The organism is Dyella japonica (genome assembly GCF_040545895.1).
Lineage (GTDB): Bacteria > Pseudomonadota > Gammaproteobacteria > Xanthomonadales > Rhodanobacteraceae > Dyella > Dyella japonica_D.
On the sequence record NZ_JBEPMU010000001.1, the window covers coordinates 763,289 to 788,772 of the forward strand.

At 64.1% G+C, this 25,484-nt stretch carries 24 protein-coding genes and 5 tRNA genes; 5 read left to right on the forward strand and 24 right to left on the reverse strand.

What is annotated here, in order from left to right; genetic code table 11:
* Positions 1–73: 73 nt before the first annotated feature.
* The 7 genes from ABIC75_RS03200 to rlmE form a co-directional block, all read right to left on the reverse strand.
* A tRNA-Lys gene (locus tag ABIC75_RS03200) sits at positions 74–149 on the reverse strand.
* Between the two features lie 28 nt (positions 150–177).
* A tRNA-His gene (locus ABIC75_RS03205) sits at positions 178–254 on the reverse strand.
* A 14-nt stretch (positions 255–268) separates the two neighbouring features.
* Positions 269–345: transfer RNA gene (locus ABIC75_RS03210), tRNA-Arg, on the reverse strand.
* Positions 346–372: 27 nt separating this feature from the next.
* A tRNA-Pro gene (locus tag ABIC75_RS03215) sits at positions 373–449 on the reverse strand.
* Between the two features lie 172 nt (positions 450–621).
* Positions 622–698: transfer RNA gene (locus tag ABIC75_RS03220), tRNA-Arg, on the reverse strand.
* A gap of 381 nt (positions 699–1,079) precedes the next feature.
* The gene (gene ftsH, locus ABIC75_RS03225; protein WP_354012409.1) at positions 1,080–3,029 is read right to left on the reverse strand and encodes an ATP-dependent zinc metalloprotease FtsH; all 1,950 of its coding nucleotides are present in this window, start codon (positions 3,027–3,029) and stop codon (positions 1,080–1,082) included.
* A complete protein-coding gene (rlmE, locus tag ABIC75_RS03230; RefSeq protein ID WP_354012410.1) occupies positions 3,026–3,676 on the reverse strand; it encodes a 23S rRNA (uridine(2552)-2'-O)-methyltransferase RlmE in 651 nt (216 codons plus the stop codon). The genes ftsH and rlmE overlap by 4 nt, the downstream gene beginning before the upstream one ends.
* A gap of 84 nt (positions 3,677–3,760) precedes the next feature.
* On the opposite strand from rlmE, the gene yhbY reads away from it, so the two are divergent.
* Positions 3,761–4,057 (forward strand): ribosome assembly RNA-binding protein YhbY, encoded by a 297-nt coding sequence (gene yhbY / locus ABIC75_RS03235; protein WP_354012411.1) that lies wholly within the window; start codon positions 3,761–3,763, stop codon positions 4,055–4,057.
* A 13-nt stretch (positions 4,058–4,070) separates the two neighbouring features.
* A complete protein-coding gene (locus ABIC75_RS03240; RefSeq protein WP_354012412.1) occupies positions 4,071–4,457 on the forward strand; it encodes an Mth938-like domain-containing protein in 387 nt (128 codons plus the stop codon).
* Between the two features lie 78 nt (positions 4,458–4,535).
* On the opposite strand, the gene ABIC75_RS03245 is transcribed toward ABIC75_RS03240, so the two are convergent.
* The 4 genes from ABIC75_RS03245 to surE all read right to left on the reverse strand — a co-directional run bounded on the left by ABIC75_RS03245 (position 4,536) and on the right by surE (position 7,724).
* Entirely contained in the window at positions 4,536–5,513 is a 978-nt protein-coding gene (locus tag ABIC75_RS03245; RefSeq protein ID WP_354012413.1) for a peptidoglycan DD-metalloendopeptidase family protein, read from the reverse strand.
* A gap of 76 nt (positions 5,514–5,589) precedes the next feature.
* Complete coding sequence (locus ABIC75_RS03250) at positions 5,590–6,198, reverse strand: YqaA family protein (RefSeq protein ID WP_354012414.1); 609 nt, start codon at positions 6,196–6,198, stop codon at positions 5,590–5,592.
* A gap of 31 nt (positions 6,199–6,229) precedes the next feature.
* Positions 6,230–6,925 (reverse strand): protein-L-isoaspartate(D-aspartate) O-methyltransferase, encoded by a 696-nt coding sequence (locus tag ABIC75_RS03255; RefSeq protein ID WP_354012415.1) that lies wholly within the window; start codon positions 6,923–6,925, stop codon positions 6,230–6,232.
* A 4-nt stretch (positions 6,926–6,929) separates the two neighbouring features.
* Positions 6,930–7,724 (reverse strand): 5'/3'-nucleotidase SurE, encoded by a 795-nt coding sequence (gene surE, locus ABIC75_RS03260; protein WP_354012416.1) that lies wholly within the window; start codon positions 7,722–7,724, stop codon positions 6,930–6,932.
* Between the two features lie 198 nt (positions 7,725–7,922).
* Between surE and ABIC75_RS03265 the strand changes: the two genes are divergently transcribed.
* Positions 7,923–8,471, forward strand: a complete 549-nt coding sequence (locus tag ABIC75_RS03265) for a Smr/MutS family protein (RefSeq protein WP_354012417.1) — start codon at positions 7,923–7,925, stop codon at positions 8,469–8,471.
* 18 nt (positions 8,472–8,489) lie between these two features.
* Here ABIC75_RS03265 and ABIC75_RS03270 read toward each other — a convergent pair whose 3' ends face one another.
* The 13 genes from ABIC75_RS03270 to cyoA form a co-directional block, all read right to left on the reverse strand.
* Positions 8,490–8,858: an HIT family protein gene (locus tag ABIC75_RS03270; protein WP_354012418.1), complete on the reverse strand. Its 369-nt coding sequence runs from the start codon at positions 8,856–8,858 to the stop codon at positions 8,490–8,492.
* 126 nt (positions 8,859–8,984) lie between these two features.
* Positions 8,985–10,001 (reverse strand): tRNA pseudouridine(13) synthase TruD, encoded by a 1,017-nt coding sequence (gene truD / locus ABIC75_RS03275; RefSeq protein WP_354012419.1) that lies wholly within the window; start codon positions 9,999–10,001, stop codon positions 8,985–8,987.
* A gap of 49 nt (positions 10,002–10,050) precedes the next feature.
* A complete protein-coding gene (gene mgtE, locus ABIC75_RS03280; protein ID WP_354012420.1) occupies positions 10,051–11,469 on the reverse strand; it encodes a magnesium transporter in 1,419 nt (472 codons plus the stop codon).
* Complete coding sequence (gene ispF, locus ABIC75_RS03285; RefSeq protein WP_354013057.1) at positions 11,466–11,939, reverse strand: 2-C-methyl-D-erythritol 2,4-cyclodiphosphate synthase; 474 nt, start codon at positions 11,937–11,939, stop codon at positions 11,466–11,468. The genes mgtE and ispF overlap by 4 nt, the downstream gene beginning before the upstream one ends.
* A 29-nt stretch (positions 11,940–11,968) precedes the next feature.
* On the reverse strand, positions 11,969–12,661 hold the full coding sequence (gene ispD / locus ABIC75_RS03290) for a 2-C-methyl-D-erythritol 4-phosphate cytidylyltransferase (RefSeq protein ID WP_354012421.1): 693 nt from the start codon (positions 12,659–12,661) through the stop codon (positions 11,969–11,971).
* Positions 12,658–12,984, reverse strand: a complete 327-nt coding sequence (ftsB, locus tag ABIC75_RS03295; protein WP_046971484.1) for a cell division protein FtsB — start codon at positions 12,982–12,984, stop codon at positions 12,658–12,660. Before ftsB ends, ispD begins: the two co-directional genes overlap by 4 nt.
* An 18-nt stretch (positions 12,985–13,002) precedes the next feature.
* Positions 13,003–14,316 carry a phosphopyruvate hydratase gene (gene eno, locus ABIC75_RS03300; protein WP_354012422.1) on the reverse strand — a complete coding sequence of 438 codons (1,314 nt, stop codon included), beginning with the start codon at positions 14,314–14,316 and terminating at the stop codon, positions 13,003–13,005.
* Positions 14,317–14,408: 92 nt separating this feature from the next.
* On the reverse strand, positions 14,409–15,242 hold the full coding sequence (gene kdsA / locus ABIC75_RS03305) for a 3-deoxy-8-phosphooctulonate synthase (RefSeq protein WP_354012423.1): 834 nt from the start codon (positions 15,240–15,242) through the stop codon (positions 14,409–14,411).
* Complete coding sequence (locus ABIC75_RS03310) at positions 15,239–16,909, reverse strand: CTP synthase (protein WP_354012424.1); 1,671 nt, start codon at positions 16,907–16,909, stop codon at positions 15,239–15,241. Before ABIC75_RS03310 ends, kdsA begins: the two co-directional genes overlap by 4 nt.
* Positions 16,910–17,205: 296 nt before the next feature.
* The gene (gene cyoD, locus ABIC75_RS03315) at positions 17,206–17,583 is read right to left on the reverse strand and encodes a cytochrome o ubiquinol oxidase subunit IV (RefSeq protein WP_354012425.1); all 378 of its coding nucleotides are present in this window, start codon (positions 17,581–17,583) and stop codon (positions 17,206–17,208) included.
* Positions 17,583–18,215 (reverse strand): cytochrome o ubiquinol oxidase subunit III, encoded by a 633-nt coding sequence (gene cyoC, locus ABIC75_RS03320; protein ID WP_354012426.1) that lies wholly within the window; start codon positions 18,213–18,215, stop codon positions 17,583–17,585. The genes cyoD and cyoC overlap by 1 nt, the downstream gene beginning before the upstream one ends.
* A gap of 3 nt (positions 18,216–18,218) precedes the next feature.
* Complete coding sequence (gene cyoB / locus ABIC75_RS03325; protein WP_354012427.1) at positions 18,219–20,243, reverse strand: cytochrome o ubiquinol oxidase subunit I; 2,025 nt, start codon at positions 20,241–20,243, stop codon at positions 18,219–18,221.
* Positions 20,244–20,246: 3 nt separating this feature from the next.
* On the reverse strand, positions 20,247–21,245 hold the full coding sequence (gene cyoA / locus ABIC75_RS03330) for a ubiquinol oxidase subunit II (RefSeq protein ID WP_354012428.1): 999 nt from the start codon (positions 21,243–21,245) through the stop codon (positions 20,247–20,249).
* Between the two features lie 224 nt (positions 21,246–21,469).
* Between cyoA and ABIC75_RS03335 the strand changes: the two genes are divergently transcribed.
* Together ABIC75_RS03335 and parE are read left to right on the forward strand one after the other, a co-directional pair.
* Positions 21,470–23,269: an aminopeptidase P family protein gene (locus tag ABIC75_RS03335; protein WP_354012429.1), complete on the forward strand. Its 1,800-nt coding sequence runs from the start codon at positions 21,470–21,472 to the stop codon at positions 23,267–23,269.
* A 236-nt stretch (positions 23,270–23,505) separates the two neighbouring features.
* Positions 23,506–25,395 carry a DNA topoisomerase IV subunit B gene (parE, locus tag ABIC75_RS03340; RefSeq protein WP_354012430.1) on the forward strand — a complete coding sequence of 630 codons (1,890 nt, stop codon included), beginning with the start codon at positions 23,506–23,508 and terminating at the stop codon, positions 25,393–25,395.
* The last annotated feature ends 89 nt before the right edge of the window (positions 25,396–25,484 follow it).

Sequence of the window (25,484 nt, forward strand, 5' to 3'; positions counted from 1 at the left end):
CACGCACCATCGCGCATCACTGAAGAGCACGCAAAACAAAAGGCACCTAGATTTCTCTAGGTGCCTTTCGAATTGGTGGGCCGTGAAAGATTCGAACTTTCGACCAATTGATTAAGAGTCAACTGCTCTACCAACTGAGCTAACGGCCCTGAAACTGTTTGTACTTACTCGATCAACTGGGGTGGAAGATGGGACTCGAACCCACGACCCTCGGAATCACAATCCGATGCTCTAACCAGCTGAGCTACATCCACCGCAAATCTTGAACTGGCGCGCCCGACAGGAATCGAACCTGCAACCGTCGGCTTAGAAGGCCGATGCTCTATCCGGTTGAGCTACAGGCGCTTGTGCACATTGTGCATAGCATCTGCATGGTCGGGGCAGAGGGATTCGAACCCCCGACATCCAGCTCCCAAAGCTGGCGCTCTACCAGGCTGAGCTATACCCCGATTTCGAAACCCTCAACCTTTTCGGGCTGAAGCTTTGAAATGCTACGGGTGACGCCTAGCCTAGTCAATCCGTATCAAAGCAACCGAACTTCCAATGTTACGCTCGGTCCGCGTGGCGATGGATTGCCTTGCGGTGCAAGCCGTGATGCGAACATCACAACCTGCTCTCAAATGGCGCGCCCGGAGAGATTCGAACTCCCGACCACCAAGTTCGTAGCCTGGTACTCTATCCAACTGAGCTACGGGCGCGTTTTTAACCTTTGCCTTGTCGCTTAACCACCGGAGTGGAAAGCGCCGAAGCGAGAAGCGGAATTATTCAGATTCGAGGGCAGTGCGTCAACACTTTTTTTCAGATTTTTTGCATCGCCGTCTGAGAATCTTCACGTTCGGCGACAACTGCACTTCCGTCGAGCCGCTTATTTTAGCCTTCTGTTTCACTTTCGGCTACACCTTCGCGCAAAAAAACGCACACGTCGAAACATCGCCGGCAACACCGAAGTGCCCTTCCGATACGCCGCTCGCGCTGAATGACGGGCGCTCGCAGCCATCTTCAGCGCGCCACATGATTCCGAGGCACCCAAAAGAAAAGGCGGCACATGGCCGCCTTTCTTCGATGCATGCAGTGCGCGATCAGCGATCGGCGATACGGCTCTGCGTGGCCGGATCACCCACCTTGGCGCCGGTGTCGCCACGCGGCGGCGGAGGCGGCGGCGTGGACCCGGTGCTGGAGTTCTTCGACCAATCCGCCGGCGGGCCCGGCACGCGGCCAGCCATGATGTCGTCGATCTGGCGCGCGTCGATGGTCTCGTACTGCAGCAGCGCGTCAGCCATGACATGCAGCTTGTCGATGTTGTCGGTCAGCAGCTGCTTGGTGCGCGCGTAGTTGCGGTCGAGGATGGCTCGCACCTCTTCGTCGATCTTGCGCGCGGTCTCGTTGGAGACGTTCTTGTGCTGCGTCACGGCGCGGCCGAGGAACACTTCGTCCTCTTCCTCGCCGTAGGTCACCGGACCGAGCTTGTCGGACAGGCCCCACTTCGTAGCCATGTTGCGGGCCATCTTGGTGGCGCGCTCGATGTCGTTGGATGCGCCGGTGGTGACCTTGTCTTCGCCAAAGATCAGCGCTTCAGCCACGCGTCCGCCGTAGAGCGAGCACAGCTGCGACTCGATGGCCACGCGGTTCATGCTGTACTTGTCGCCTTCCGGCAGGTACATCGTCACGCCCAGCGCACGACCGCGCGGAATGATGGTGACCTTGTAGACCGGATCGTGCTCGGGTACGAGACGACCGACGATGGCGTGACCGGCTTCGTGATACGCCGTCAGCTTCTTCTCGTCCTCGCTCATGGCCATCGAGCGGCGCTCGGCACCCATGAGGATCTTGTCGCGCGCCTTGTCCAGATGGCTCATGCGCACGTCGCGGGCGTTCTCGCGCGCGGCGAACAGCGCAGCCTCGTTCACCAGGTTGGCGAGATCGGCACCGGAGAAGCCCGGCGTGCCGCGTGCGATGGTCATCGGATCGACGTCCGGCGCGGTCGGCACGCGGCGCATGTGCACCTTGAGGATCTGCTCGCGACCCTTCACATCGGGCAGGCCGACCACCACCTGGCGATCGAAACGGCCCGGACGCAGCAGCGCCGGATCGAGCACGTCGGGACGGTTGGTGGCGGCGATCACGATGACACCTTCGGTGCCTTCGAAACCGTCCATTTCCACCAGCAACTGGTTAAGCGTCTGCTCGCGCTCGTCATGACCGCCGCCCAGGCCAGCGCCGCGATGGCGACCGACAGCGTCGATTTCGTCGATGAAGATGATGCACGGCGCGTGCTTCTTGGCCTGCTCGAACATGTCGCGCACGCGGCTAGCGCCCACGCCCACGAACATCTCGACGAAGTCCGAGCCGGAGATCGAGAAGAACGGCACCTTGGCTTCGCCAGCGATGGCCTTGGCCAGCAGCGTCTTGCCTGTGCCCGGCGGACCAACCATGAGCACGCCACGCGGAATCTTGCCGCCCAGCTTCTGGAACTTGCCCGGATCGCGCAGGAACTCGACCAGCTCGCCCACTTCTTCCTTCGCTTCGTCGCAACCGGCGACGTCGCTGAAGTTCACCTTGATCTGGTCTTCGCCCTGCAGCTTGGCGCGCGAGCGGCCGAAGCTCATGGCGCCGCGACCGCCGGCACCAGCCTGCATCTGGCGCATGAACCAGATGAACACGCCGACGATAAGGATGATGGGCAGCCAGTTGAGCAGCAGGCCCAGCAGCGAGAAGCCGTTGTTCGAGGGCTCCTGGCGGACCTCCACGCCCTTGTCCTGCATCTGCTTGACCACCGAGTTGGTGGACCAGCCCAGGACCGGCGCGACGGTGCGGAACGAGCTGCCATCCTTCAGCTTGCCGCTGATGGCGGCGGGCTGGTCGGCACTGATGTTGGCCGAGGCCACGTTCCCGTTGTCCACGCTCTGCACGAAGCTGCTGTAAGGCAGGTCCGACGAGGAGGCGCCATGCGGGTTGAAGCTCTGGAACACGGTGAGCAGCACCACCGCGATGATCAGCCAGAGCAGCAGGTTTTTCGCCATTTCATTCATGCACGGTTCTCGCCAGATTGCCTGCCAGGGATCTTTCGTCCCACGGCCAATGCATACACCTCCCGCGAACGCGCGCGGGAGGCCTTGGGTTTACGCATCGTTACGCGGGTGAAGTCTGCGCGCAAGCTGCGGATGTATTCGTCAAAACCTGTCCCCTGGAACAACTTGATCAGAAACGAGCCCCCGGGCTTGAGCCACTGACGGCTGAAATCCAGCGCCAGCTCGGCCAGGTCCATCGCCCGAATCTGATCGGCCAGGGCCACACCACTCATATTGGGGGCCATATCAGACAGCACAAGATCGACCTGCTGGCCTTGCAGGCGGCTTTCCAGCTCGCGCAGCACCGATTCCTCGCGGAAGTCGCCCTGAAGGAAGTCCACCCCGCCAATGCCCTGCATGGGAAGGATGTCCATGGCCACCACGTGGCCGGTGTCGCCCAGACGCTGGCGCACCAGCTGCGACCAGCCGCCCGGCGCGGCACCAAGGTCCACCACGCGCATGTTGGGCTTGAGCAGGCGATCCTTGTCGACCAGCTCTTCCAGCTTGAAGACGGCGCGCGACCGCAGGCCTTCGGCCTGGGCTTTCTTCACATAAGGATCATCGAAGTGCTCCCGCAGCCAGCGGGAACTACTTTTGCTGCGAGACATGAGTCGGCGACTGCCACGGATACGGGGGAGATGGCTGCATGATACCCTTACCGGTCCTATCGCAGTGAATCCGAGACTGAACGCATGGCACTTTCCCCTTCGCAGCGCCGCTACCTGCGTAGCCTTGCGCATGATCTGAACCCGGTCATCCTGCTGGGCGCCAAGGGTGCAACCGAGGCTGTGCGCAAGGAACTGGACCTGGCGCTGTCCCAGCACGAACTGGTCAAGGTGAAGCTCTCCGGTGGCGACAAGGAAGAGCGCCAGCAGCAGATCGATTTCCTGGCCGAGGGCACGCAGTCCGAAAGCGTGCAGCAGATCGGCCACATCGTGGTGCTGTTCCGTCGCAACGAGGACGAGCCCAAGCTCGCCCTGCCCCGCTAAGAGGCATACCGCGATGGACTTGTCGCTTGACCGACCCGAGGGCTACCTCTTCGTGCGCCGGGTAGGCGCACGAGGCATTACCGTGGTCGACCGCGAATTCACCCGCAGCTTCCTGCTGTCGCCCGAGCAGCTGGTGGAAAACTGGCCCGTTGCGACAGCCGCCGAACTTGATGCCGGCCATATCGACGCCATCCTCGCGCTGAAACCGGAAGTGGTCCTGCTGGGCACCGGCGAACGCCAGGTATTCCCAGCTCAGGCCTTCATGGCCGGCCTGCTGAAGAAAGGCGTGGGCGTGGAAGTGATGGACAACGCCGCCGCCGCCCGCACCTACGACCTGCTGGCCGGAGAAAGCCGCCGCGTGGTCGCTGCTTTCATCTTGCCGGCTGAAAGGCGGGAGTGAGCGGAGAGGAGTGAGAAGTGGGAGCACCGCCATCCGCTCTCACTTCTCTTCCCTGTTTTCTCGCTTGTTTTCTCGCACTCAACGCGATGGCAGATACCCCAGCGGGTCCACCGGATTGCCGTCCTTGCGGATCTGGAACTGCAGTTCGTCGCGCGACGCGCCGGTCGAACCCATTTCCGCAATCTGCTGCCCCGCGGTCACGCGCTGGCCTTCCTTCACCAGTCGCTTGCTGTTGTGCCCATAGGCCGACAGGTAGCTGTCGTTGTGCTTGACGATGACGAGCTCGCCATAGCCAACCAAACCGTTGCCGCTGTAGACGACCACGCCATCGGCCGCCGCGCGTACGGGATCGCCTGACTTGCCGCCGATCTCGATGCCGGGAATGGCATCGCCCGACTGGAAGCGCTTGATCAGCGTGCCGTCGGCCGGCCAACGCCAGCTCACGCCACCGTTGCTGCGCGTGGCACCGGGCGCTGCCGGCACGGGCGGAGCCGGCGGCGGCGTGTTCGCGGCCGTGGCGGCAGGCGCACCGGCGACGGGAACCACCGGCGTGGTGCTGGCGGCCGGCGCAGGCGTGGACGCGTGTGCCGGCGTCGCTGCGGCCGGCGCTGCAACCACCGCAGGATTAGTGGTCGAAGCTGGTGCCGACTGAACACCTGGCTGCGATTCTGGTGCGGGCGTCACGACATGTGAGGTCGACGCAGGCGGTTTGACGGCGGTCGCCACCACCGGCGCCGTGTGCATGGCCGACGCTGCGGGCGGCTTGCCATCGGCGGGAGCCAGCTTCAGTTCCTGCCCCGGCCAGATGGTGTACGGCGAATCGATGTGGTTCCAGCTGGCCAGATCGCGGAAGTCCACGCCATTGCGGAAGGCAATCGAATACAGCGTGTCGCCCTTCGCCACCTTGTAAGTGCCGCTCGACGTTGGACGCGGCGCCGGCGTGACGACGCGCGACGACCCGCTGGATGCAGGTTCGACAACGACGGAGCGCTGGGTGCCGCAGGCAACCAGCAGGACGGTGGAGGTCAGGATCAGTGACCGGAGATATCCATTCATGTGAGCAGCATAACGAGGCGCCGCGTCATTTTCATGCGGACATTGCCGACAGACGCATCGTTCTGCCGGCCGGCGTTCAGCGCGACAGGAACCACCAGGCTGCCAATGCAGCCAGAATCAGCAGCGCGGCCCAGCCGATCCGCTCGATGTGCTTGTGCAGAATGCGCTCGGCACGCTCGCCAAAGATGCGGATAAGCAGGGCCAGCAACCACACACGCTTGCCACGGCCCACCGCCATGCACACCAAGAACGGAATCACCGGCACGCCCACGATGCCCGATGCCCAGGTGACGAACTTCATCGGCACCACCGGCTGCAACGCGGCCAGTGCAAGCACCAGCATCAGGCCCAGCCAATGCTCGTTCATCTGCAGACGCAGGTTGTCGACGCCCTTCTCGATGGGCGCGAGCAGGTGCAGGCTGTCCAGCAGCGGCGACAGCGCGTGGAACGCCCAGTGACCCAGCGCGTAGCCGACCAGCGAACCGAGCAGCGAGAACAGCAGGCTGATGTTGGCGTAGAAGAACGCCTTGTGACGCTTGCCGAGCATCATCGGCGCAAGCATCACTTCCGGCATGATCGGGAAGATGAAGGCTTCGATGAAGCTCAGGCCACAGAGGTAATACACAGCCCTGGGGTGGCGCGCCCACGTGAGTGCACGCGCGTAAAGCGGTCCGAACAGACGCATCAGTGGTGGCTTCCTTGTGGGCCGCGTGTCATCAGCCGATGCCGCCAAGCAGGGGCACGAAACTGACGGCGGCCAGTTCTTCCTGGATGAAATCGCCCTGCCCGTCGCCACGCATGCGGATCAGGGTCTGGTTGCTCGGCGAACCCACCGGCGCCACCAGCACGCCCGTGGGGCTGAGCTGATCGAGCACGGCGTGCGGAATCGCATCGCCTGCGGCGGTAAGAATGATGGCGTCGAACGGCGCCTCGTCCGGCCAACCCAGCTTGCCGTCGTCGTGTCGCGAGCGGATGTTGTTGAGGCCGAGCTGGCGGAAACGGCGACGCGCCTGGCGCAGCAGTTCCTCGATGCGTTCCACCGTGAAGACCTGCGGCACCAGTTGTGCGAGCACCACGGCCTGGTAGCCCGAGCCGGTGCCGATTTCGAGCACTTTCTGCGGTACGCCCTGCTTGCCGTCAGGGCGCTCGAGCAAGGCCTCGGTCATGCGCGCCACCACCCACGGCTGGGAGATGGTCTGTCCATGGCCGATGGGCAGCGCGGTGTTTTCGTAGGCGCGCGAATGAAGCGCCTGGTCGATGAAATGGTGACGCGGCGTGTTGCGGATCACGTCGATCACGCGCTGGTCGCGAATGCCTTCGTCCTTGAGCTTCATGGCCAGGCGGTCACGCGCGCGCTGCGAGGTCATGCCCTCGCCTTTCAACGCGGATGGCGGCAAAGGATGCACGTTCATGCCCTCACGCTGCCTCGTCGGCGGGCTTGCCGCCGGCCACGCCCTTGTTCAACCCGCCGATCCAGCTGCTGACCTTTTCCAGCGCCTGGAAGCGCGTGAGGTCCACGTGGATGGGCGTGACTGACACGTAACCACGGCGCACGGCGTTGAAGTCCGTGCCCGGGCCGGCGTCGTCCACGTCGCCAGCCGGGCCGATCCACCAGATTTCCTTGCCGCGCGGATCGGTCTGCTTGATGCAAGGCTCCGAACGGTGGCGCTTGCCCAGTCGCGTGACTTCGAAGCCGCGGATCTCATCCCACGGCAGGTCGGGCACGTTGACGTTGAGAATGGTGTCCGCCGGCAGCGGATCGACCAGCAACTGCTGCATCAACAGCAGCACGGCATTGGCCGCGGAATCGTAGTGCTCGCCCTTATGGTCCTTGCTGACCAGCGACACGGCGATGGCAGGCAGGCCAAGGAAACGACCTTCCATCGCGGCCGATACCGTGCCCGAATAGATCACGTCGTCGCCGAGGTTGGCCGAATTGTTGATGCCCGAGACGACCATGTCCGGCTCTTCGTCCAGCATGCCGGCGAGGGCCAGATGGACGCAGTCGGTGGGCGTGCCCGCCACGCGGTAGTACCCGTTGTCCATGCGCAGCGCGCGAATGGGCGCGTCGAGCGTGAGGGAGTTGCTGGCGCCGGAGCGATCGCGGTCGGGTGCCACTACGGTCACCTGGCCGACCGCGCCGAGGCGCTCGGCGAGCACGCGGATGCCCGGTGCATCCACGCCGTCGTCGTTGGAAACAAGAACTCGCATGATGATCCGTTCAAAGCCAATCGTGGCGGCGCGGGTTGGACGGCGCACGCCGGGTGAAGCCTGAAGTCTACCGGACCGGCGCAGCGGTTTCACATCAGCCTGCCTCACGTTTCCAGCCGCCGATGTGCCGCCATTCGTGGTCGCCGGCTCAACCGCGACGCGACGCCGCCGTAACGCAGGTGCATTAGGATTCCAGGCATGAAACCGCGCCCGCCCACTCCGGTAACCGACGACGATGCCCGCCTGTTCCGCGAGGCGATTGGCGACGTGAAACCCATCGACCCGGTCGAACCCGCGCCATCGGCACCCAAGCCCGAGCCGCTCCCGCTCATGTTCGAGGCGGACGAAGCCGCCGTGCCCGGCGAACTGCTGGACATGGCCTTCGACCCCGGCCTGCTCGAAGTCGGCGAAGAACTGAGCTACCTGCGTGACGGCTATCCGCCCAAACTGCTGCGCCAGCTCAAGCGCGGCCAGTACAGCATCCAGGACGAGATCGACCTGCACCAGATGAACGCCGCCACCGCGCAGGCATGCATCACGGATTTCCTCGCCGAAGCTAAACACCGCGGCATCCGCTGCGTACGCATCGTGCACGGCAAAGGGCTACGCTCCCGCGCCGCCGGCCCCGTACTGAAAGTGCTGACCGATCGCATGCTGCGACGCCGTGACGATGTGGTGGCGTTTGCTTCGGCCAGGCCGATGCAAGGCGGAACCGGAGCGGTTGTCGTGCTGCTGAAGGGGCACTAGGACGTGTTGCCGAACAAATCAGCCGCTCGTCGCGCCGGGAAGTTCGGCTTCACCGTCCCGTCTCGGTATCAGATGGACATGCGCGTGAAATATCTTCTGCCCAGCGGCGTGACCGATATTAGACCCGAGATTGAAACCTAGGACGGTGGCGTCTTCGCGCAGGATAGTTTCGCGGCACGACAAGATAAGCTCATGCATTGCTTCTCGTTCCTGCGCGGTCGAAAAGAACACGTCCGTGATATGTCGTTTGGGAAGGACGAGCGTATGCAGAGGCCTGACTGGATATTTGTCATACAGCGCAAATGCGAAGTCATTTTCAGCAACCACGGCCGCCGTACCAAGCAACAGGCAAAAAATGCATCCCTCTCGTCGAGCGTGCCATTCCATGGGCGGAACTAACTCCTCAAGCCTAAGCGCAGGTCTAACGCTTCTTCGTACATGTGCACAGCAGTAACGACCGCGCAGCTTCGCGGAAAGGCATTCGATTCGGCCCGAGTGTATATGACGGCCTATTTAGCCCGTAATCGCCAACTCTCTTACCACAGTAGTGGCGTACGCCCCCGCGGGTAACCCGAAGCTCAGCTCCAGCGTGCCGCCGTCGAGCCAACGCCACGTCAGGTCCTGAGGAATCATCCGCAAGGCGCGACGCTCCTGGTCCATCTTCGCGGCTACAAGGCCTTCGGCAAGATCGGCATTGTCCGCAGCGATGGCGTTCTCCAACAACGCCACCTCAGCCTGAGCCGGCGTCTCGCCACGGCCCCACAACGGACCTGACGGATGAATGTCTCCCGTCGCCAACCGCTGCGACAGCGTGGCATCAAACGGCTCCGGTCCAAACCACGAACGCGAACCGGCCAGCGACCAGATCTCGCCTTCCATCGGCGAATCCCATGCATCGCGCTCCACGCGTGCCGCCAGCACGGCGTTGAAGATGTGCGAACGCGCGGCCGACAACAGGAAGTGACGCTTGTCGCGATCCACGCGGCGCCCCGCGAACATTGCGCGCGCCTGCGCCACGTTGCCGCCCTCGCGACCGAAACGCTGCTCGCCGAAATAGTTGGGCACGCCGCGCTGTGCGATCTGCTTGAGGATCTGATCCGCCACCACGCGATCGCCATCGACCTGGCGCAACACCAGCACGAAGCGATTGCCGCGCAACGCGCCACGCTTGAGCTTGCGCTTGTGACGCGTCACCGCCAGCACCTTCACGCCCTCGGCGGTCAACGTCGACCAATCGGGGTCGGTCTTGCCTGCCAGCTGCACGGAGAAGGTCTGGCGCGTGACGGCATGGCGATCCTTGAGTCCCGCATAGCCCACGTTGAGCGGCGGAATGCCAGCGAACTTCGCCAACTCGCGTGCCACCCAATCGGTGTTGGCGCCGCGCTTCTCCACCCACAACAGCGCGTGCTCGCCTTCGCCATCGGCGTCGTAGCCGAGGATTTCCTCGACCTGGAAATCCTCTGGAGTGCTGCGCAGTACGGCGGACAGCGGCGGGTTGCCGTAGGCATAGGGCAATTCAAGATCGGACATGAGACTCCACCGGCGTGCCGGCAACAAAGAAGAAAAGCGCCGGGGCGCATTACATCAGGAACAGCGTGGCGAGACCGAGAAAGATGAAGAAGCCGCCCGAGTCGGTCATGGCGGTGATCATGACGCTGGAGCCCAGCGCCGGATCGCGCCCCATCCGCATCATCATGAGCGGAATGCCGACGCCGCAGAACGCCGCAAGCACGAGGTTCAAGGTCATCGCCGCGGTCATCACCACGCCCAGGGGGAAGTTGTCGTAGAGCAGCCACGCCACCACGCCAATCACGCTGCCCCACACCACGCCGTTGATCAGCGCCACGGCGATCTCCTTGCGCCACAGGCGACGCGCGCTGGCCGGCGTGATCTGGTCCAGCGCGAGTGCGCGCACGATCATGGTGATGGTCTGGTTGCCCGAATTGCCGCCGATGCCCGCGACGATGGGCATCAACGTGGCCAGCGCCACCAGATGCTGGATCGAGCCTTCGAACAGGCCGATCACGCGCGAGGCGATGAAGGCCGTCACCAGGTTGATTGCCAGCCACGCCCAACGATTTCGGATCGATTTCCAGACGGAGGCGAAGACATCTTCCTCTTCGCGCAGGCCGCCGCGACTCAGCGCTTCGCTTTCGCTTTCTTCGCGCAGCACGTCGACCATGGAGTCGATGGTGAGTCGGCCGATGAGATGCCCGTTGCCATCCACCACCGGCGCCGTGACGAGGTCGTAGCGTTCGAAGGCCTGGGCCACTTCGTAGGCATCGTCCGTGGGATGGAACGTGTTCACGTCCGGTGCCATCACCTCGCTCACGCGCTTCTCGGGCGAATTGACCAGCAGCCAGTGCAGCGGCAGTACACCGGTGAGCAGGTTGTCGTGATTGATCACGAACAGCTTGTCGGTTTGCGCAGGGAGTTCCTCAAAACGGCGCAGGTAGCGCAGCACGGTTTCGAGGCTGATGTCGTCGCGGATGGTGACCATCTCGAAATCCATCAGCGCGCCGACCTGATCGTCCTCGTACGACAACGCCGCCTGCACGCGCTCGCGTTGCTGCGCATCGAGGCTGGCCATGAGTTCGGGCAGCACTTCGGTGGGCAGGTCGTCGACGAGATCGGCCAGCTCGTCGGCATCCAGCGGTTCGACGGCGGCGAGGATCTCGTGCTCGTCCATGTCCGCGATGAGCGACTCGCGCACCGCGTCGGAGACTTCCAGCAGAATCTCGCCGTCGCGATCGGCCTTGACGCGCTGCCAGATCGCCAGGCGGTCGGTGAGCGGCAAGGCTTCGAGCACATAAGCGATGTCGGCCGGATGCAGGGCGTCGAGCAGGCTTTGCAGTTCGACCTGCACTTCGCGAAAACCCTGGTCAAGATCGGGCTCGGGCAACTGGCCAAGACCACGCAACCGCCGCAGCAACTCGGCGATGTCTTCCAGCTGATCGTGTAGACGCGAGGCCGAAGAGCGGCCTCCTGTCTCGCTCATGCCAGTACCAGCAGCACGCAGGCTTGCGCCGCAATGCCCTCGCCGCGGCCGGTAAAGCCGAGCTTTTCGGTGGTGGTGGCCTTGATGCTGATGCGGTCCAGTTCGCAGCCCAGTTCTTCGGCCACCGCTTCGCGCATGGCCAGCGAGTGCGGACCGACCTTCGGCGCTTCGCAGATCACGGTGACGTCCGCGTTGCCCAGCGCATAGCCCTGTTCGCGCATCAGCTTGGCGGCATGACGAAGGAACACGCGGCTGTCGGCGTTGCTCCACTGTTCCTGGCTCGGCGGAAAATGACGGCCGATGTCGCCCAGCGCCAGCGCACCGAAGATGGCATCGCACAAGGCGTGAATCACCACGTCGCCATCGGAGTGCGCCACCACGCCGTGCGTGTGCGGCACGCGCACGCCGCCCAGCATCACGTGGTCGCCTTCGCCGAACGTGTGGACGTCGAAGCCCTGTCCGATCCGCATCATGGGGTACTCCTTGGAGCCGTGGCGGCTCATCTCATACGCGACAACAGGAATTCCGCGAGCGCGAAATCCGTTGCCGTGGTGACCTTGATATTGTCTTCGGCGCCTTCGACGAGCAGCGGCGCGAAACCCGCGCGCTCCATCGCCATCGCCTCGTCGCTTACGGTGACGCCCGCCGCGTGGGCGGCCTGCAGCGCTGCCGACAGTTCGCCACGACGGAACATCTGCGGCGTGAAGGCCCGCCAGCGATGATCGCGCGGTTCGGTGACTTCGCTGCGACCGGCAGCGTCCGCGCGCTTGAGCGTGTCGCGCAGCGGTGCACCGAGCAAACCGCCGCCAGCGGGCACGCCAAGATCGATCAGCCGCGTGATGTCGCCTTCGCGCACGCAGGGACGCGCGGCGTCATGTACCAGCACGAATCCGTCGTCGCCGATGGTATCCGGCAAGGCACGCACGCCTGCCAGCACCGAGTCGCAACGCTCGGCACCACCCAACGTGGTGAGCACGGGTTTTCCATACAGATGGTCGATACCAGGCCAGTGGGCATCGTTGTCGCCCAGCACCACCATCAGGCCGGCAATGCGCGGGTGCGTGGCCAGCCGCTCCAGCGTATGCACGATGAGCGGACGACCTGCGAGCGGCAGGTATTGCTTGGGGATGCTGCCACCTACGCGCGTGCCGCGCCCCGCCGCCGGCACCACGCACCAGAGCGGCGCGCTCATGGGTTGCCGTTGGTAGAGGCTGCGGACGCGGGCGCCTGCGTGGCGCCCGGCTTTTCGACCACCTGGTAGAACGTTTCGCCCGGCTTGATCAGGCCAAGCTCGGCACGGGCGCGTGCCTCGACGGCCTGTTCGCCGTGCTTGAGGTCACTTACATCCGCGCCGAGGGCCTGGTTGCGCTGGGTCAGCTTGTCGTTGTCCTCACCCTGTTTCTTCACCGCGGCGCGCAGCGTTTCCACGCCATGCACACCACCGGTGCCGCTCCACAGTTTCACCTGCAGGGCGATCAGGACGAGGACCAGGACCAGGGCGACCCAACGCAGCATGGGCGAGACGCGCTCCTATCAGCCCGGCAGCTTAGCCAGATTCGGGAACGCGTCACGACCAGCGTAACGTGCCGCCGAGCCCAAGGCTTCTTCGATGCGCAGCAGCTGGTTGTACTTGGCCACGCGATCGGTACGGCACAGCGAGCCGGTCTTGATCTGTGTCGCGGTGGTGGCCACGGCGATGTCGGAAATGGTGGTGTCTTCCGTCTCGCCCGAGCGGTGCGACACGATGGCCGCGTACTTGGCGGCGTCGGCCATGGCGATGGCTTCCAGCGTTTCGGACAGCGTGCCGATCTGGTTGACCTTGATCAGGATGGCGTTGGCAATCTTCTTGTCGATGCCTTCCTTGAAGATGGTCGGGTTGGTGACGAACAGATCGTCGCCCACCAGCTGGATGTTCTGGCCGAGCTTGTCGGTAAGGTGCTTCCAGCCGTCCCAGTCGCCTTCGCCCATGCCGTCTTCGATGGTGACGATGGGGTACTGCTTGGCCCAGCTGGCCAGCACATCGACCCACTGTTCCGGCGTGTAGACCTTGCCTTCGCCTTCCAGGTCGTACTTGCCGTTCTTGAAGAACTCCGAGCTGGCCACGTCAAGGCCAAGCAGGATCTCGCTGCCCACCTTGTAGCCGGCCTTGTTCACGGCTTCGAGGATGGTGTCGAGCGCTTCGATGTTGGAGCGCAGGTCCGGCGCGAAGCCGCCTTCATCGCCCACGGCGGTGTTGAGGCCCTTGCCCTTGAGCACGCTCTTGAGCGCGTGGAAGATCTCGGCGCCGGCGCGCAGCGCCTCGCTGAAACTCGACACGCCCACCGGCAGCACCATGAATTCCTGCACGTCGACATTGTTGTCGGCATGCGCGCCGCCGTTGATGATGTTCATCATCGGCACCGGCAGCGAACCGGGCTTGCCGGTGGTGCCGTTGATGCTGGCGAGGTACTGCCACAGCGGCTGGCGGTTCTGCGCGGCCACGGCGTGCGCGGCAGCCATGGAGACGCCCAGCAGCGCGTTGGCGCCCAGCTTGCCCTTGTTCGGCGTGCCGTCGAGGTTGATCAGCTTGGCGTCGAGGCCGCCCTGGTTGGCCGCATCAAAACCCTTCAGTGCGCTGGCGATGGCACCGTTGACGTTGCCCACGGCGTTCTTCACGCCCTTGCCCAGGTAACGCGCCTTGTCACCGTCGCGCAGTTCCACCGCTTCGCGCGAACCCGTCGACGCACCGCTCGGCACGGCCGCGCGGCCAAAGCCGCCGCCGGCAAGGGTCACTTCCGCTTCAAGCGTGGGGTTGCCGCGGGAATCGAGGATTTCACGTGCGTGGATGCGGGTGATTTCAGTGCTCATGGGGTCCGTAGCTTGTGAGGTGAATGAAGCGAGGGGGAAACATCCTGCCTGATTTGCGGGGGATGCGCTTCACTCGCCTCCCCCAAGACGAATCACAGCGTATGTTCGAGGAACGGATGTCGCTTGGTGACCTGGTCGAGTTCGAGCAGGGTTTCCAGCAGCGCCTCCATCTTGTCCAGCGGCCACGCATTGGGGCCATCGCTGAGCGCCTTGGAGGGATCGGGATGCGTTTCCGCAAACAGGCCGGCCACGCCCACGGCCACCGCCGCACGCGCCAGCACCGGCACGAATTCGCGCTGGCCACCCGAACTGGTGCCCTGCCCGCCCGGCAGCTGCACCGAATGCGTAGCGTCGAACACCACCGGGCAGCCGGTGTCGCGCATCACGCTCAGCGAGCGCATGTCCGACACGAGGTTGTTGTAGCCAAAGCTGGCGCCGCGCTCGCACACCATGATGTCGTCGTTGCCGACGGCCTTGGCCTTCTCGACCACGTTCTTCATGTCCCACGGCGCGAGGAACTGGCCCTTCTTGATGTTCACCGGCTTGCCGGCGCGCGCCACGTTCTGGATGAAGTCGGTCTGGCGGCACAGGAAGGCCGGCGTCTGCAGCACGTCGACCACGGCGGCCACTTCGTTCATCGGCGTGTATTCGTGCACGTCGGTGAGCACGGGCACGCCGAGCTGGCGCTTCACTTCGCCGAGGATCTTCAGGCCCGCTTCCATGCCGGGACCGCGGAAGCTGGTGCCCGAGGAGCGGTTGGCCTTGTCGAAGCTCGACTTGAAGATGAAGTTAATGCCCAGCTTGGCAGTGATTTCCTTGAGCTTGCCGGCCGTGTCCATCTGCAGCTGTTCGGACTCGACCACGCAGGGGCCGGCGATCAGGAACAGCGGCTGGTCGAGGCCGACATCGAAGCCACACAACTTCATGCCACGGACTCCTTCGCAAGACGCTCGCCTTCGCGCACCGCCTTGAACTCGCGCGCTGCCTGCACGAAGCCGATGAACAGCGGATGGCCGTCGCGCGGGGTGGAGGTGAATTCCGGGTGCGCCTGGCAGCCGAGGAACCACGGGTGCTTCTGCTGCGGCAGCTCGACGATTTCGACCAGGAGATCGTCCATCGACTTGCCCGAGATCACCAGGCCGAGGTCTTCGAAGGTCTGACGATAGCGATTGTTGAATTCGTAGCGGTGACGATGGCGCTCGCGCACCACGTCCTGGCCGTACAGCTCGCGCGCCAGCGTGCCGGCCTTGAGGCGGCATTCCTGCGCACCCAGGCGCATGGTGCCGCCCAGGTCCGAGCGCTCGCTGCGCTGTTCCACTTCACCGGTGGCCGTGGTCCACTCGGTGATCAGCGCGATCACCGGATCGGGACTGTTGCGGTCGTTCTCGCTGGAATCAGCTTCGGGAAGACCGGCCACGTTGCGGGCGAAGTCCACCACCGCGGCGTGCATGCCGTAGCAGATGCCGAAGTACGGCACGCCCTTCTCGCGGGCGTACTTGGCCGCCAGCACCTTGCCTTCGAAGCCGCGCTTGCCGAAACCGCCCGGCACCAGGATGGCGTCGGCGTTGCCCAGCACCTTGGCGGCGCCCTCGGCCTCGACCTGCTCCGAATCAACCCAGTTGAGATTCACGCGGGTGAGCTGCTTGATGCCGCCGTGACGCAGCGCCTCGCCCAGGGACTTGTAGGCGTCCTTGTGCTCGACGTACTTGCCGACGATGGCGACGTTGACCTCGTCCTTCGGATGCTCGACCGCGTCGACCGTGCGCTGCCACGAGGAAAGATCCGCCGGACCGGCCTGCAGGCCCAGGCGCTTGACCACGATTTCGTCGAGGCCCTGCTTGTGCAGCCACAGCGGCTGCTTGTAGATGATGTCCACGTCGGCCGCGCTGATCACGGCGTTTTCGGGCACGTTGGTGAACAGGGCGATCTTGCGGCGCTCGCCATCGGGCAGCGGCTGTTCGCAACGGCACAGCAGTACGTCGGGCTGGATACCGATGGAGCGCAGCTCCTTCACCGAATGCTGGGTGGGCTTGGTTTTGATCTCGCCGGCGGCCTTGATGTAAGGCACCAGGGTCAGGTGCATGAACATCACCTTCTCCGGGCCGTGCTCGATACGCAGCTGGCGGATGGCCTCCAGGAACGGCAGCGACTCGATGTCGCCCACGGTGCCGCCGATCTCGACCATCGCCACGTCATAGCCGCGGGTGGCCTCATGGATGCAGTGCTTGATCTCGTCGGTGATATGCGGAATCACCTGCACGGTGGCGCCGAGGTAGTCGCCGCGGCGCTCCTTGCGGATCACCGACTCGTAGATCTTGCCGGTCGTAATCGAATTCTTGCCGGTAAGCCGCGTGTTGACGAAGCGCTCGTAGTGACCGAGGTCGAGGTCGGTCTCGGCACCGTCGTCGGTCACGTAGACCTCTCCGTGCTGGAAGGGGCTCATGGTGCCGGGATCCACATTGATATAGGGATCCAGCTTCATCATGGTGACCGAGAGGCCACGCGCTTCCAGGATGGAAGCCAGCGACGCCGCGGCGATGCCCTTGCCAAGAGAGGACACCACACCGCCGGTGACGAAAATCAGGGGGGTCATGGGATGCAGCCGTGCTGGAAATTTGTATTTTAGGGGAAGAACGGTTTCACCGCGAGGGTTTGCGGGGTCTAAATGACTGAGGCGTTCAAGTTGGCGCCTCCCGGCACCGCCCCACGACCCTCACAGTCATTCCGGCGAAAGCCGGAATCCAGTGAGTTCCGCCCGGTCTCAAAGGCGCTGGATTCCGGCTTCCGCCGGAATGACGGTGAGCGGCACCAAACGGGAATGAAGGTCGGAGTTCCCCCTGAAACAACAAAGGCGCCCATAGGCGCCTTTGTCATCAAGCAGAAACCGGCTTACTCCACCGGCACCATCTGCGAGGTCGGATGCATCATGTTCACATTCATGTTGTGCAGCACCCACAGCGAGCCCACCACCACGATGGCCAGGATCAGCAGGGTGAACAGCATGATGGCGAGGTTGCCTCGCTGCGACGGCGAGGTGCCCATGTGCAGGAAGTACACCAGCTGCACCACCAGCTGGGCCACGCCGAACACGATGATGCCCGGCATCATCAGGTCGTGCGGCACCTTGCCGCTCATCACCACGCCGAACGAGGCGAGCGTGAGCACCACCGACAGCATGAAGCCGACGAGGTAGGACTTGGTGCTGCCGTGGTCGGCATGGTCGGCGCCGTGGTGGGCCGCGTCATGGGAAGAGTGGTTGCCGGACATCAGATGGCCCCCCGCAGGTAGACAAAGGTGAAGACGCAGATCCAGACGATGTCCAGGAAGTGCCAGAACAGGCTCAGGCAGGACAGGCGGCGACGGGTCGCGTCGGTCAGGCCGTAGCGGCGCATCTGGTCCATCATCACCACCAGCCAGATCAGGCCGCAGGTCACATGCAGGCCGTGCGTGCCCACCAGGGTGAAGTAACTGGAAAGGAACGCGCTGCGGCTCGGACCGGCGCCGTCGGCGATCAGCTTGGCGAACTCGTGCACTTCCATGCCGATGAAGCCGGCACCGAACACGAAGGTCACCGCCAGCCACGCCAACAGCTGGTTCTTCTTGCCGGCGTGCATGGCGAGCATGGCCATGCCGAAGGTGACCGACGAGATCAGCAGCAGCATGGTCTCGCCGAGCACGTACGGCAGCTCGAACAGCTCCTTGCCGCTCGGGCCGCCGGCGGTGGCGTTGGCCAGCACGGCGAAGGTGGCGAACAGGCCCGAGAAGATCAGGCAGTCGCTCATCAGATAGATCCAGAACCCCAGCAGGGTCTTGGATCCGTCGTCGTGGTGATGGGCGTCTCCACCATGGGAGACGCCGTCAAGCGCGCCGTGGGTGGCGCTTACTGCAGGACTGCTCATGACTTACGCCACCTTCTGACGCTGCGGCGCGGCCACCGGAGCCACCTGCGTGGTCTGGAACTGCTTGAGCTGCGCGTGACGCGAACGCTCGATGCGCTCGACTTCCGCCGCCGGCACCCAGTAATCGACGTCGCGGTCGTAGGCGCGGACGATGAACGAGGCGATCATGCCCAGCAGGCCGACAGCCGCCATCCACCAGATGTGCCACACGAGGGCGAAGCCCAGGACCGTACCGAACGCGCCCATGACCACACCGACGCCGGTGTTGCGGGGCATGTGAATGTCTTCGTACTTGGCAGGTTGCACGTAGGCGACTCCGTTTTGTTTGTCTTCCCAGAACTGGTCCAGTTCACGGACCTGGGGCAGCGTTGCGAAGTTGTAGAACGGTGCGGGCGAGCTGATCGACCATTCCAGGGTGCGGCCACCCCACGGGTCGCCGCTGGGATCGGTGAGCTTCTTGCGGTCACGCACGCTCACGTAGAACTGCATGAGGATGCAGAAGATGCCGGCGGCGATGATCGCCGCGCCGATGGCGGCCACGATCAGGTACGGCTGCCACTCGGGGTTCGCGTAGTGGTTCATGCGACGCGTCATGCCCTTGAGGCCGAGGATGTACAGCGGCACGAAGGCCACGTAGAAACCCACCAGCCAGCACCAGAACGACGCCTTGCCCCAGCTCTCGTTCAAGCGGAAGCCGAACGCCTTCGGGAACCAGTAGTTGATGGCCGCAAAGCAGCCAAACACCACGCCGCCGATGATCACGTTGTGGAAGTGCGCGATCAGGAACACGCTGTTGTGCAGCACGAAGTCCGCACCCGGCACCGCCATCAGCACGCCGGTGACGCCGCCCACCACGAAGGTGACCATGAAGCCGATCGTCCACAGCATCGGCACGGTGAATTCCACGCGGCCGCGGTACATGGTGAACAACCAGTTGAACAACTTCGCGCCGGTAGGTACGGAGATGATCATCGTCATGATGCCAAAGAAGGCATTGACGTTCGCGCCCGAGCCCATGGTGAAGAAGTGGTGCAGCCACACCAGGAACGAGAGCACGCCGATCGCCGAGGTGGCGTACACCATCGACTTGTAGCCGAACAGCGGCTTCTTCGAGAACGTGGCGACGATTTCCGAGAACGCGCCAAAGCACGGCAGCACGAGGATGTAGACCTCGGGGTGGCCCCAGATCCAGATCAGGTTCACGTACATCATGGCGTTGCCGCCAAGATCGTTGGTGAAGAAGTGCATGCCGAGATAGCGGTCGGCCGTGAGCAGCGCCAGCGTCACCGTGAGGATCGGGAACGCGGCCACGATCAGGATGTTGGTGACCAGCGCCGTCCAGGTGAACACCGGCATCTTCATCAGCGTCATGCCGGGCGTGCGCATCTTCATGATGGTCACGATGAAGTTGATGCCGCTCAGCGTGGTGCCGAGACCGGACAACTGCAGCGCCCAGATGTAGTAATCCACGCCGACCGTTGGACTGTAATCAAGCCCGGACAACGGCGGATAGGCCAGCCAGCCGGTCGCGGCAAAGTCGCCCACGAACAGCGACACCATCACCAGGAACACGCCCGACAGGAACAGCCAGAAGCTGAGCGAGTTGAGGAACGGATAGGCCACGTCGCGCGCGCCGATCTGCAGCGGCACCACCAGGTTCATCAGGCCGGTGATCAGCGGCATGGCCACGAAGAAGATCATGATCACGCCGTGGGCGGTGAACACCTGATCGAAGTGGTGCGGCGGCAGGTAGCCGGCCGAATCGGCCGCGGCCGTGGCCTGTTGCAGGCGCATCATCAGCGCATCGGCGAAGCCGCGCAGCAGCATCACCATCGCCACGATGATGTACATGATGCCGATCTTCTTGTGATCCACCGAAGTGAACCACTCCTTCCACAGGTAACCCCACAGACGGAACTTGGTGAGAGCCGCGAGCATCGCCACGCCGCCAAGGAGAACGGCGGCGAGCGTCACCATCACGATGGGTTCGTGATAGGGAATCGCGTCAAGGGTGAGCTTTCCAAACATGGCTTACTTCTCTGCCTTGGCCGGGGTGATGTTCGAGGACACGCTGTTTGAGATCGGAGCGCCCCCGTCCTGGTGTTCGTGCATGTCCATCTGCATGCTTTCTTCCGGCGCGTCGTGATGCATGTCCATCGACATGCCCTCGTGCGCGGCGGCGTCATGCGACATGCCGTCCATGTGTTGGTTGACGACGCTCGCGAACAGGCCGTCGGCCACGCTGCCGTAGTAGGCGACCGGCGTTTTCTCGCTGGGCTTGGCCAGCGTCTTGTAGCTGTTGATGTCCAGCGTGGACGGCGCGGCCTTGGCCTTGGCGATCCAGTCCTTGAAGCCATCTTCCGAGGTGGCGATGGCCTTGAAGTGCATGTCCGAGAAGCCTTCGCCACTGAAGTTGGTCGACAGGCCGTCGTACGCACCCGGCTCGCGGGCGATCAGGTGCAGCTTGGTTTCCATGCCCGCCATCGCATAGACCTGGCTACCCAGCTGCGGGATGAAGAACGCATTCATCACCGAATCGGAGGTGATCTGGAAATTCACCGGGCGATCGGTCGGGAACGCCAGCTCGTTGACCGAGGCCACGCCGTATTCCGGGTAGACGAACAGCCACTTCCAATCCATCGACACCACTTGCACGGTGATCGGCTTGGCTTCCGATTCCAGCGGCTTGTACGGATCGAGCGCGTGCGAGCTGGTCCAGGTGATCACGGCAAGAATCGCCACGATGATCGCGGGAATGGTCCACACCACCACTTCGATCTTGGTGGAGTGCGACCACGTCGGCGCGTAAGTGGCCTTCTCGTTGGCCTTGCGATAGCGCCAGGGAAACCACAGCGTCATCGCGATCACCGGAATCGCCACGATGGCCATCAAGCCCAGCGCGATCAGGATGAGGGACTTCTCCTGAGAACCCACGTCGCCCTTGGGCGTGAGGACTTCCAAGTTGCAACCGCTGAGCAACACAGCGGCGCCAACGCCTGCGTAGCGCAAGCGCGAAATAAGGGCATGCATGTTCACTGACTACCTGGGGTACAGCGTGGGGACGGGCGGCATGGTAGCGACTTGTCCGCGCGTTTTCGCCTCTTTGAGACACAATGCCGCACGTGCAACATTTTGCGCACGGCGCCGCGACCACTTGACTAAAAAAAGCAAGCGCGCGCACCCGCATTCCACCGTCGAACCTGATCGAAAAACAAAGAAAATCGAGGCTGCGGCGCCCCTGCTACCATGCGCCGATGGACCTCACCACGCCGACGAAACTGGCCGCCCTGCGGCAAGCCATGCAGCAAGACGGCATCGCTGCCTGTCTTGTTCCCAGTGCCGACCCGCATCTTTCCGAATACCTGCCCGCGCACTGGCAGGCCCGCGAATGGCTTTCTGGCTTCACCGGTTCCGCCGGCACCCTGGTGGTCACCACGAAACACGCGGGCTTGTGGACCGATGGCCGCTATTTCGCACAGGCCGCCAAGGAACTGGCCGGCAGCGGCATCGAGCTGATGAAGCAGCGCGTGGCTCACGCGCCCGAACATATCGACTGGCTGCTGGACAACCTGGGCGAAGGCCAGGTGTTGGCTGTCGCTGGCGACAGCTTCCCGTTGAGCGCCGCGCGCCAGCTGGAGCGCCGCCTGGAACGCATCGGCGCGCGCCTGCGTACCGACCTCGACCTCCCTGCCCTGATCTGGCCGGATCGTCCCGCCCTGCCGCACGCCGCCATCGTCGAACATCCCGCGCGCTACGCCACCCAGCCGCGCAGTGACAAGTTCGGCCGACTGCGCACCGCCATGCGCAAGCTGGGCGCCACGCATCATCTGCTGTCCAGCCTCGACGACATCGCGTGGCTGACCAACCTGCGCGGCAGCGATGTGGAATGCAATCCGGTGTTCCTCGCCCACCTGCTGGTGCAGGCCGAGGGACACGCCACGCTGTTCGTGGACCGCGGCAAGCTCAGCGACGCCCTGGTGCAGGCGTTGGCCGCCGACCAGGTGCGCATTGCCGATTACGCCACGGTGACCGACGCGCTGTCCGAACTCGGCGCGCAGGACCGGTTGCTGCTCGATGGCAACCGCGTGGTGGTCGCCGTCGCCTCGGCCATTCCCGAGACCACCGCCACGATTGAAGCCGCCAATCCCTCGACGCTGTTCAAGGCGCGCAAGACGGAAGCGGAGCTGGAACACATCCGCGACGCGATGCGCCGCGACGGCGCGGCGCTGGTGCGCGCGTTCCGCCGACTGGAAGAACGCGTCACCGCCGGCATGACGCAGACCGAGCTGGATGTGGATGCACTGGTGCGCGAGGCGCGATCCGCGCAGCCCAACTTTGTGGGCGAGAGCTTCTCCACCATCGCCGGCTACATGGCCAACGGCGCACTGCCGCACTACCGCGCCACGCCTGAGGCGCACAGCACACTGAGGGCGCAGGGCCTGCTGCTGATCGATTCCGGCGGCCAATACCTGGGCGGCACCACCGATATCACGCGTGTGCTCGCGCTGGGTGAAACCACCGCCGAGCAGCGTCGCGACGCCACCCTGGTGATGAAGGGCCTGATTGCACTCAGCCGCGCCCGTTTCCCCAAGGGCGCCAGCGGCCCGCAGCTGGACGCGCTGGCGCGCGCGCCGCTCTGGGCCAGCGGCATGGACTATGGCCACGGCACCGGCCACGGCGTGGGCTACTTCCTCAACGTGCACGAAGGCCCGCACGGCATCCGCCCGCCCGCTTCCGGCGCCACGCTGGTGCCGCTGGATCCGGGCATGATCACGTCGATCGAGCCTGGCTTATATAAGGCAGGCCGCCACGGCATCCGCCACGAGAACCTCGCGGTGGTGATCGAGGCGGACAAGACCGAGTTCGGCGAGTTCTACGCGTTCGAGACGCTCACGCTCTGCCCGTTCGACCGCCGCGCCCTGGAGCCGGGCTTGCTCAACCCCGAGGAACGCGCCTGGCTGGACGACTACCACGCCACCGTGCGCGCCGCGCTGGCGCCCCTGCTGGAGGATGCCGACCTCGCGTGGCTGGAGCGGCATTGCGCACCGATTTAGAGGTTTGCCCGTCATCCCGGCGCAGGCCGGGATCCAGTAGCGAACCCGCTGGGTTTTCGCCCAAAACCAGCCTGTACATGGTTTCACCAAAACTGCGTACTGAAGCCACTGGATCCCAGCCTGCGCCGGGATGACGGGCAAAACACCGGCTTCGTCGGCACACAGGCGCAGCCATCTTGACCCCTTCCCCGCGCCCCGCCATTCTCCTCCGATTCCCGAGCTTCGACCCCGCACCCATGAGCAGTCGCTACAACGCCGCCGACATTGAAGTCCTCTCTGGCCTTGACCCCGTCAAGCGCCGCCCGGGCATGTATACCGACACATCGCGCCCGAACCACCTGGCGCAGGAAGTCATCGACAACTCGGTGGACGAGGCCATTTCCGGCTACGCCAAGACGCTGGAAGTGATCGTCCATACGGACGGCTCGGTGGAAGTGAGCGACGACGGCCGCGGCATGCCGGTGGATATCCATCCGGAAGAAGGCGTGCCGGGCGTCGAGCTCATCCTCACGCGCCTGCATGCGGGCGGCAAGTTCTCGGGCAAGAACTACAACTTCTCAGGCGGCTTGCACGGCGTGGGCGTGTCGGTGGTGAATGCGCTGTCCAATCGCGTGGAAGTCACCATCCGCCGCGACGGCAACGAATACCGCATGGCGTTCGAGAACGGCGACCGCGCCAGTGAACTGGAAATCATCGGCTCGGTGCCCAAGAAGAAGACCGGCACCACCGTGCGTTTCTGGGCCGACCCGAAGTACTTCGACTCGCCGAAGATTTCGCTGGGCAAGCTGCGCCACCTGCTGCGCGCGAAGGCGGTGCTGTGCGCCGGCCTCAACGTGAAGCTGCTCGACGAAGCCACCGGCGAAGTCAACGAATGGCATTACGAGGACGGCCTGCGCGACTACCTGCGCGACGAACTCGCCGGCGCCGAAGCTATTCCGACCGAACTGTTCGTGCACCATGTGCAGCGCGAAGCCGATGGACTCGATGTCGCTCTCGCCTGGGTGCCGGAAGGCGAGCTGGTGCAGGAGAGCTACGTCAACCTCATTCCCACCGCGCAGGGCGGCACGCACGTGAACGGCCTGCGCTCGGGCCTCACCAATGCCATCCGCGAATTCTGCGACATCCGCAACCTGCTGCCGCGCGGCGTGAAGCTGGCGCCGGAAGACGTGTGGGAACGCCTGGCCTTCGTGCTGTCGACCAAGCTGCAGGATCCGCAGTTCGCCGGCCAGACCAAGGAACGCCTGTCCTCACGCAACGCCGCGGGCATGGTCGAGAACGTCATCCACGACGCTTTCAGCCTGTGGCTCAACCAGCACGTGGACCTGGGCGAACGCATCGCGCAGCTCGCCATCGAGCGCGCCAGCGCGCGCCTGAAGGCGGCCAAGCAGGTGGTGCGCAAGAAGATCACCCAAGGCCCCGCCCTGCCCGGCAAGCTGGCCGACTGCACCGCCACCGACCTCACCCGCACCGAGCTGTTCCTGGTGGAAGGCGACTCGGCCGGCGGCAGCGCCAAGCAGGCGCGCGACAAGGAATTCCAGGCCATTCTTCCGTTGCGCGGCAAGATCTTGAACACGTGGGAAGTCGAATCCGGCTCCGTGCTCGCTTCGGAAGAAGTGCACAACCTGGCCGTGGCCATCGGCTGCGATCCGGGCAAGGATGATCTGTCCGGCCTGCGCTACGGCAAGGTGGTGATCCTCGCCGACGCCGATTCCGACGGCCTGCACATCGCCACGCTGCTGAGCGCGCTGTTCCTGCGCCACTTCCCGTCGCTGGTGCGCGAGGGTCATGTGTTCGTCGCCATGCCGCCGCTGTTCCGCGTGGACGTGGGCAAGCAGGTGTTCTACTGCCTCGACGAAAGCGAAAAGAACGCGATGCTTGAACGCGTGCAGCGCGAAAAGATGAAGGGCGCCGTCAGCACCACGCGCTTCAAGGGTCTGGGCGAGATGAATCCGTCGCAGCTGCGCGAGTCGACCATCCATCCGGACACGCGCCGACTGGTGCAGCTCACCGTGGATGGCGACGACGGAACCACGAAGTTGATGGACATGCTGCTGGCCAAGAAGCGCGCCAGCGACCGCAAGGCATGGCTCGAGGAAAAGGGCGACCTCGCAACGCTGGAGGTCTGACCGCAAGCCACCGCCGAATTGCTATGGATTTGCCAGCATTGGCCGCCGCTTCAACACAATCGGCGGCCATGCTTATGGAAACGGACCTC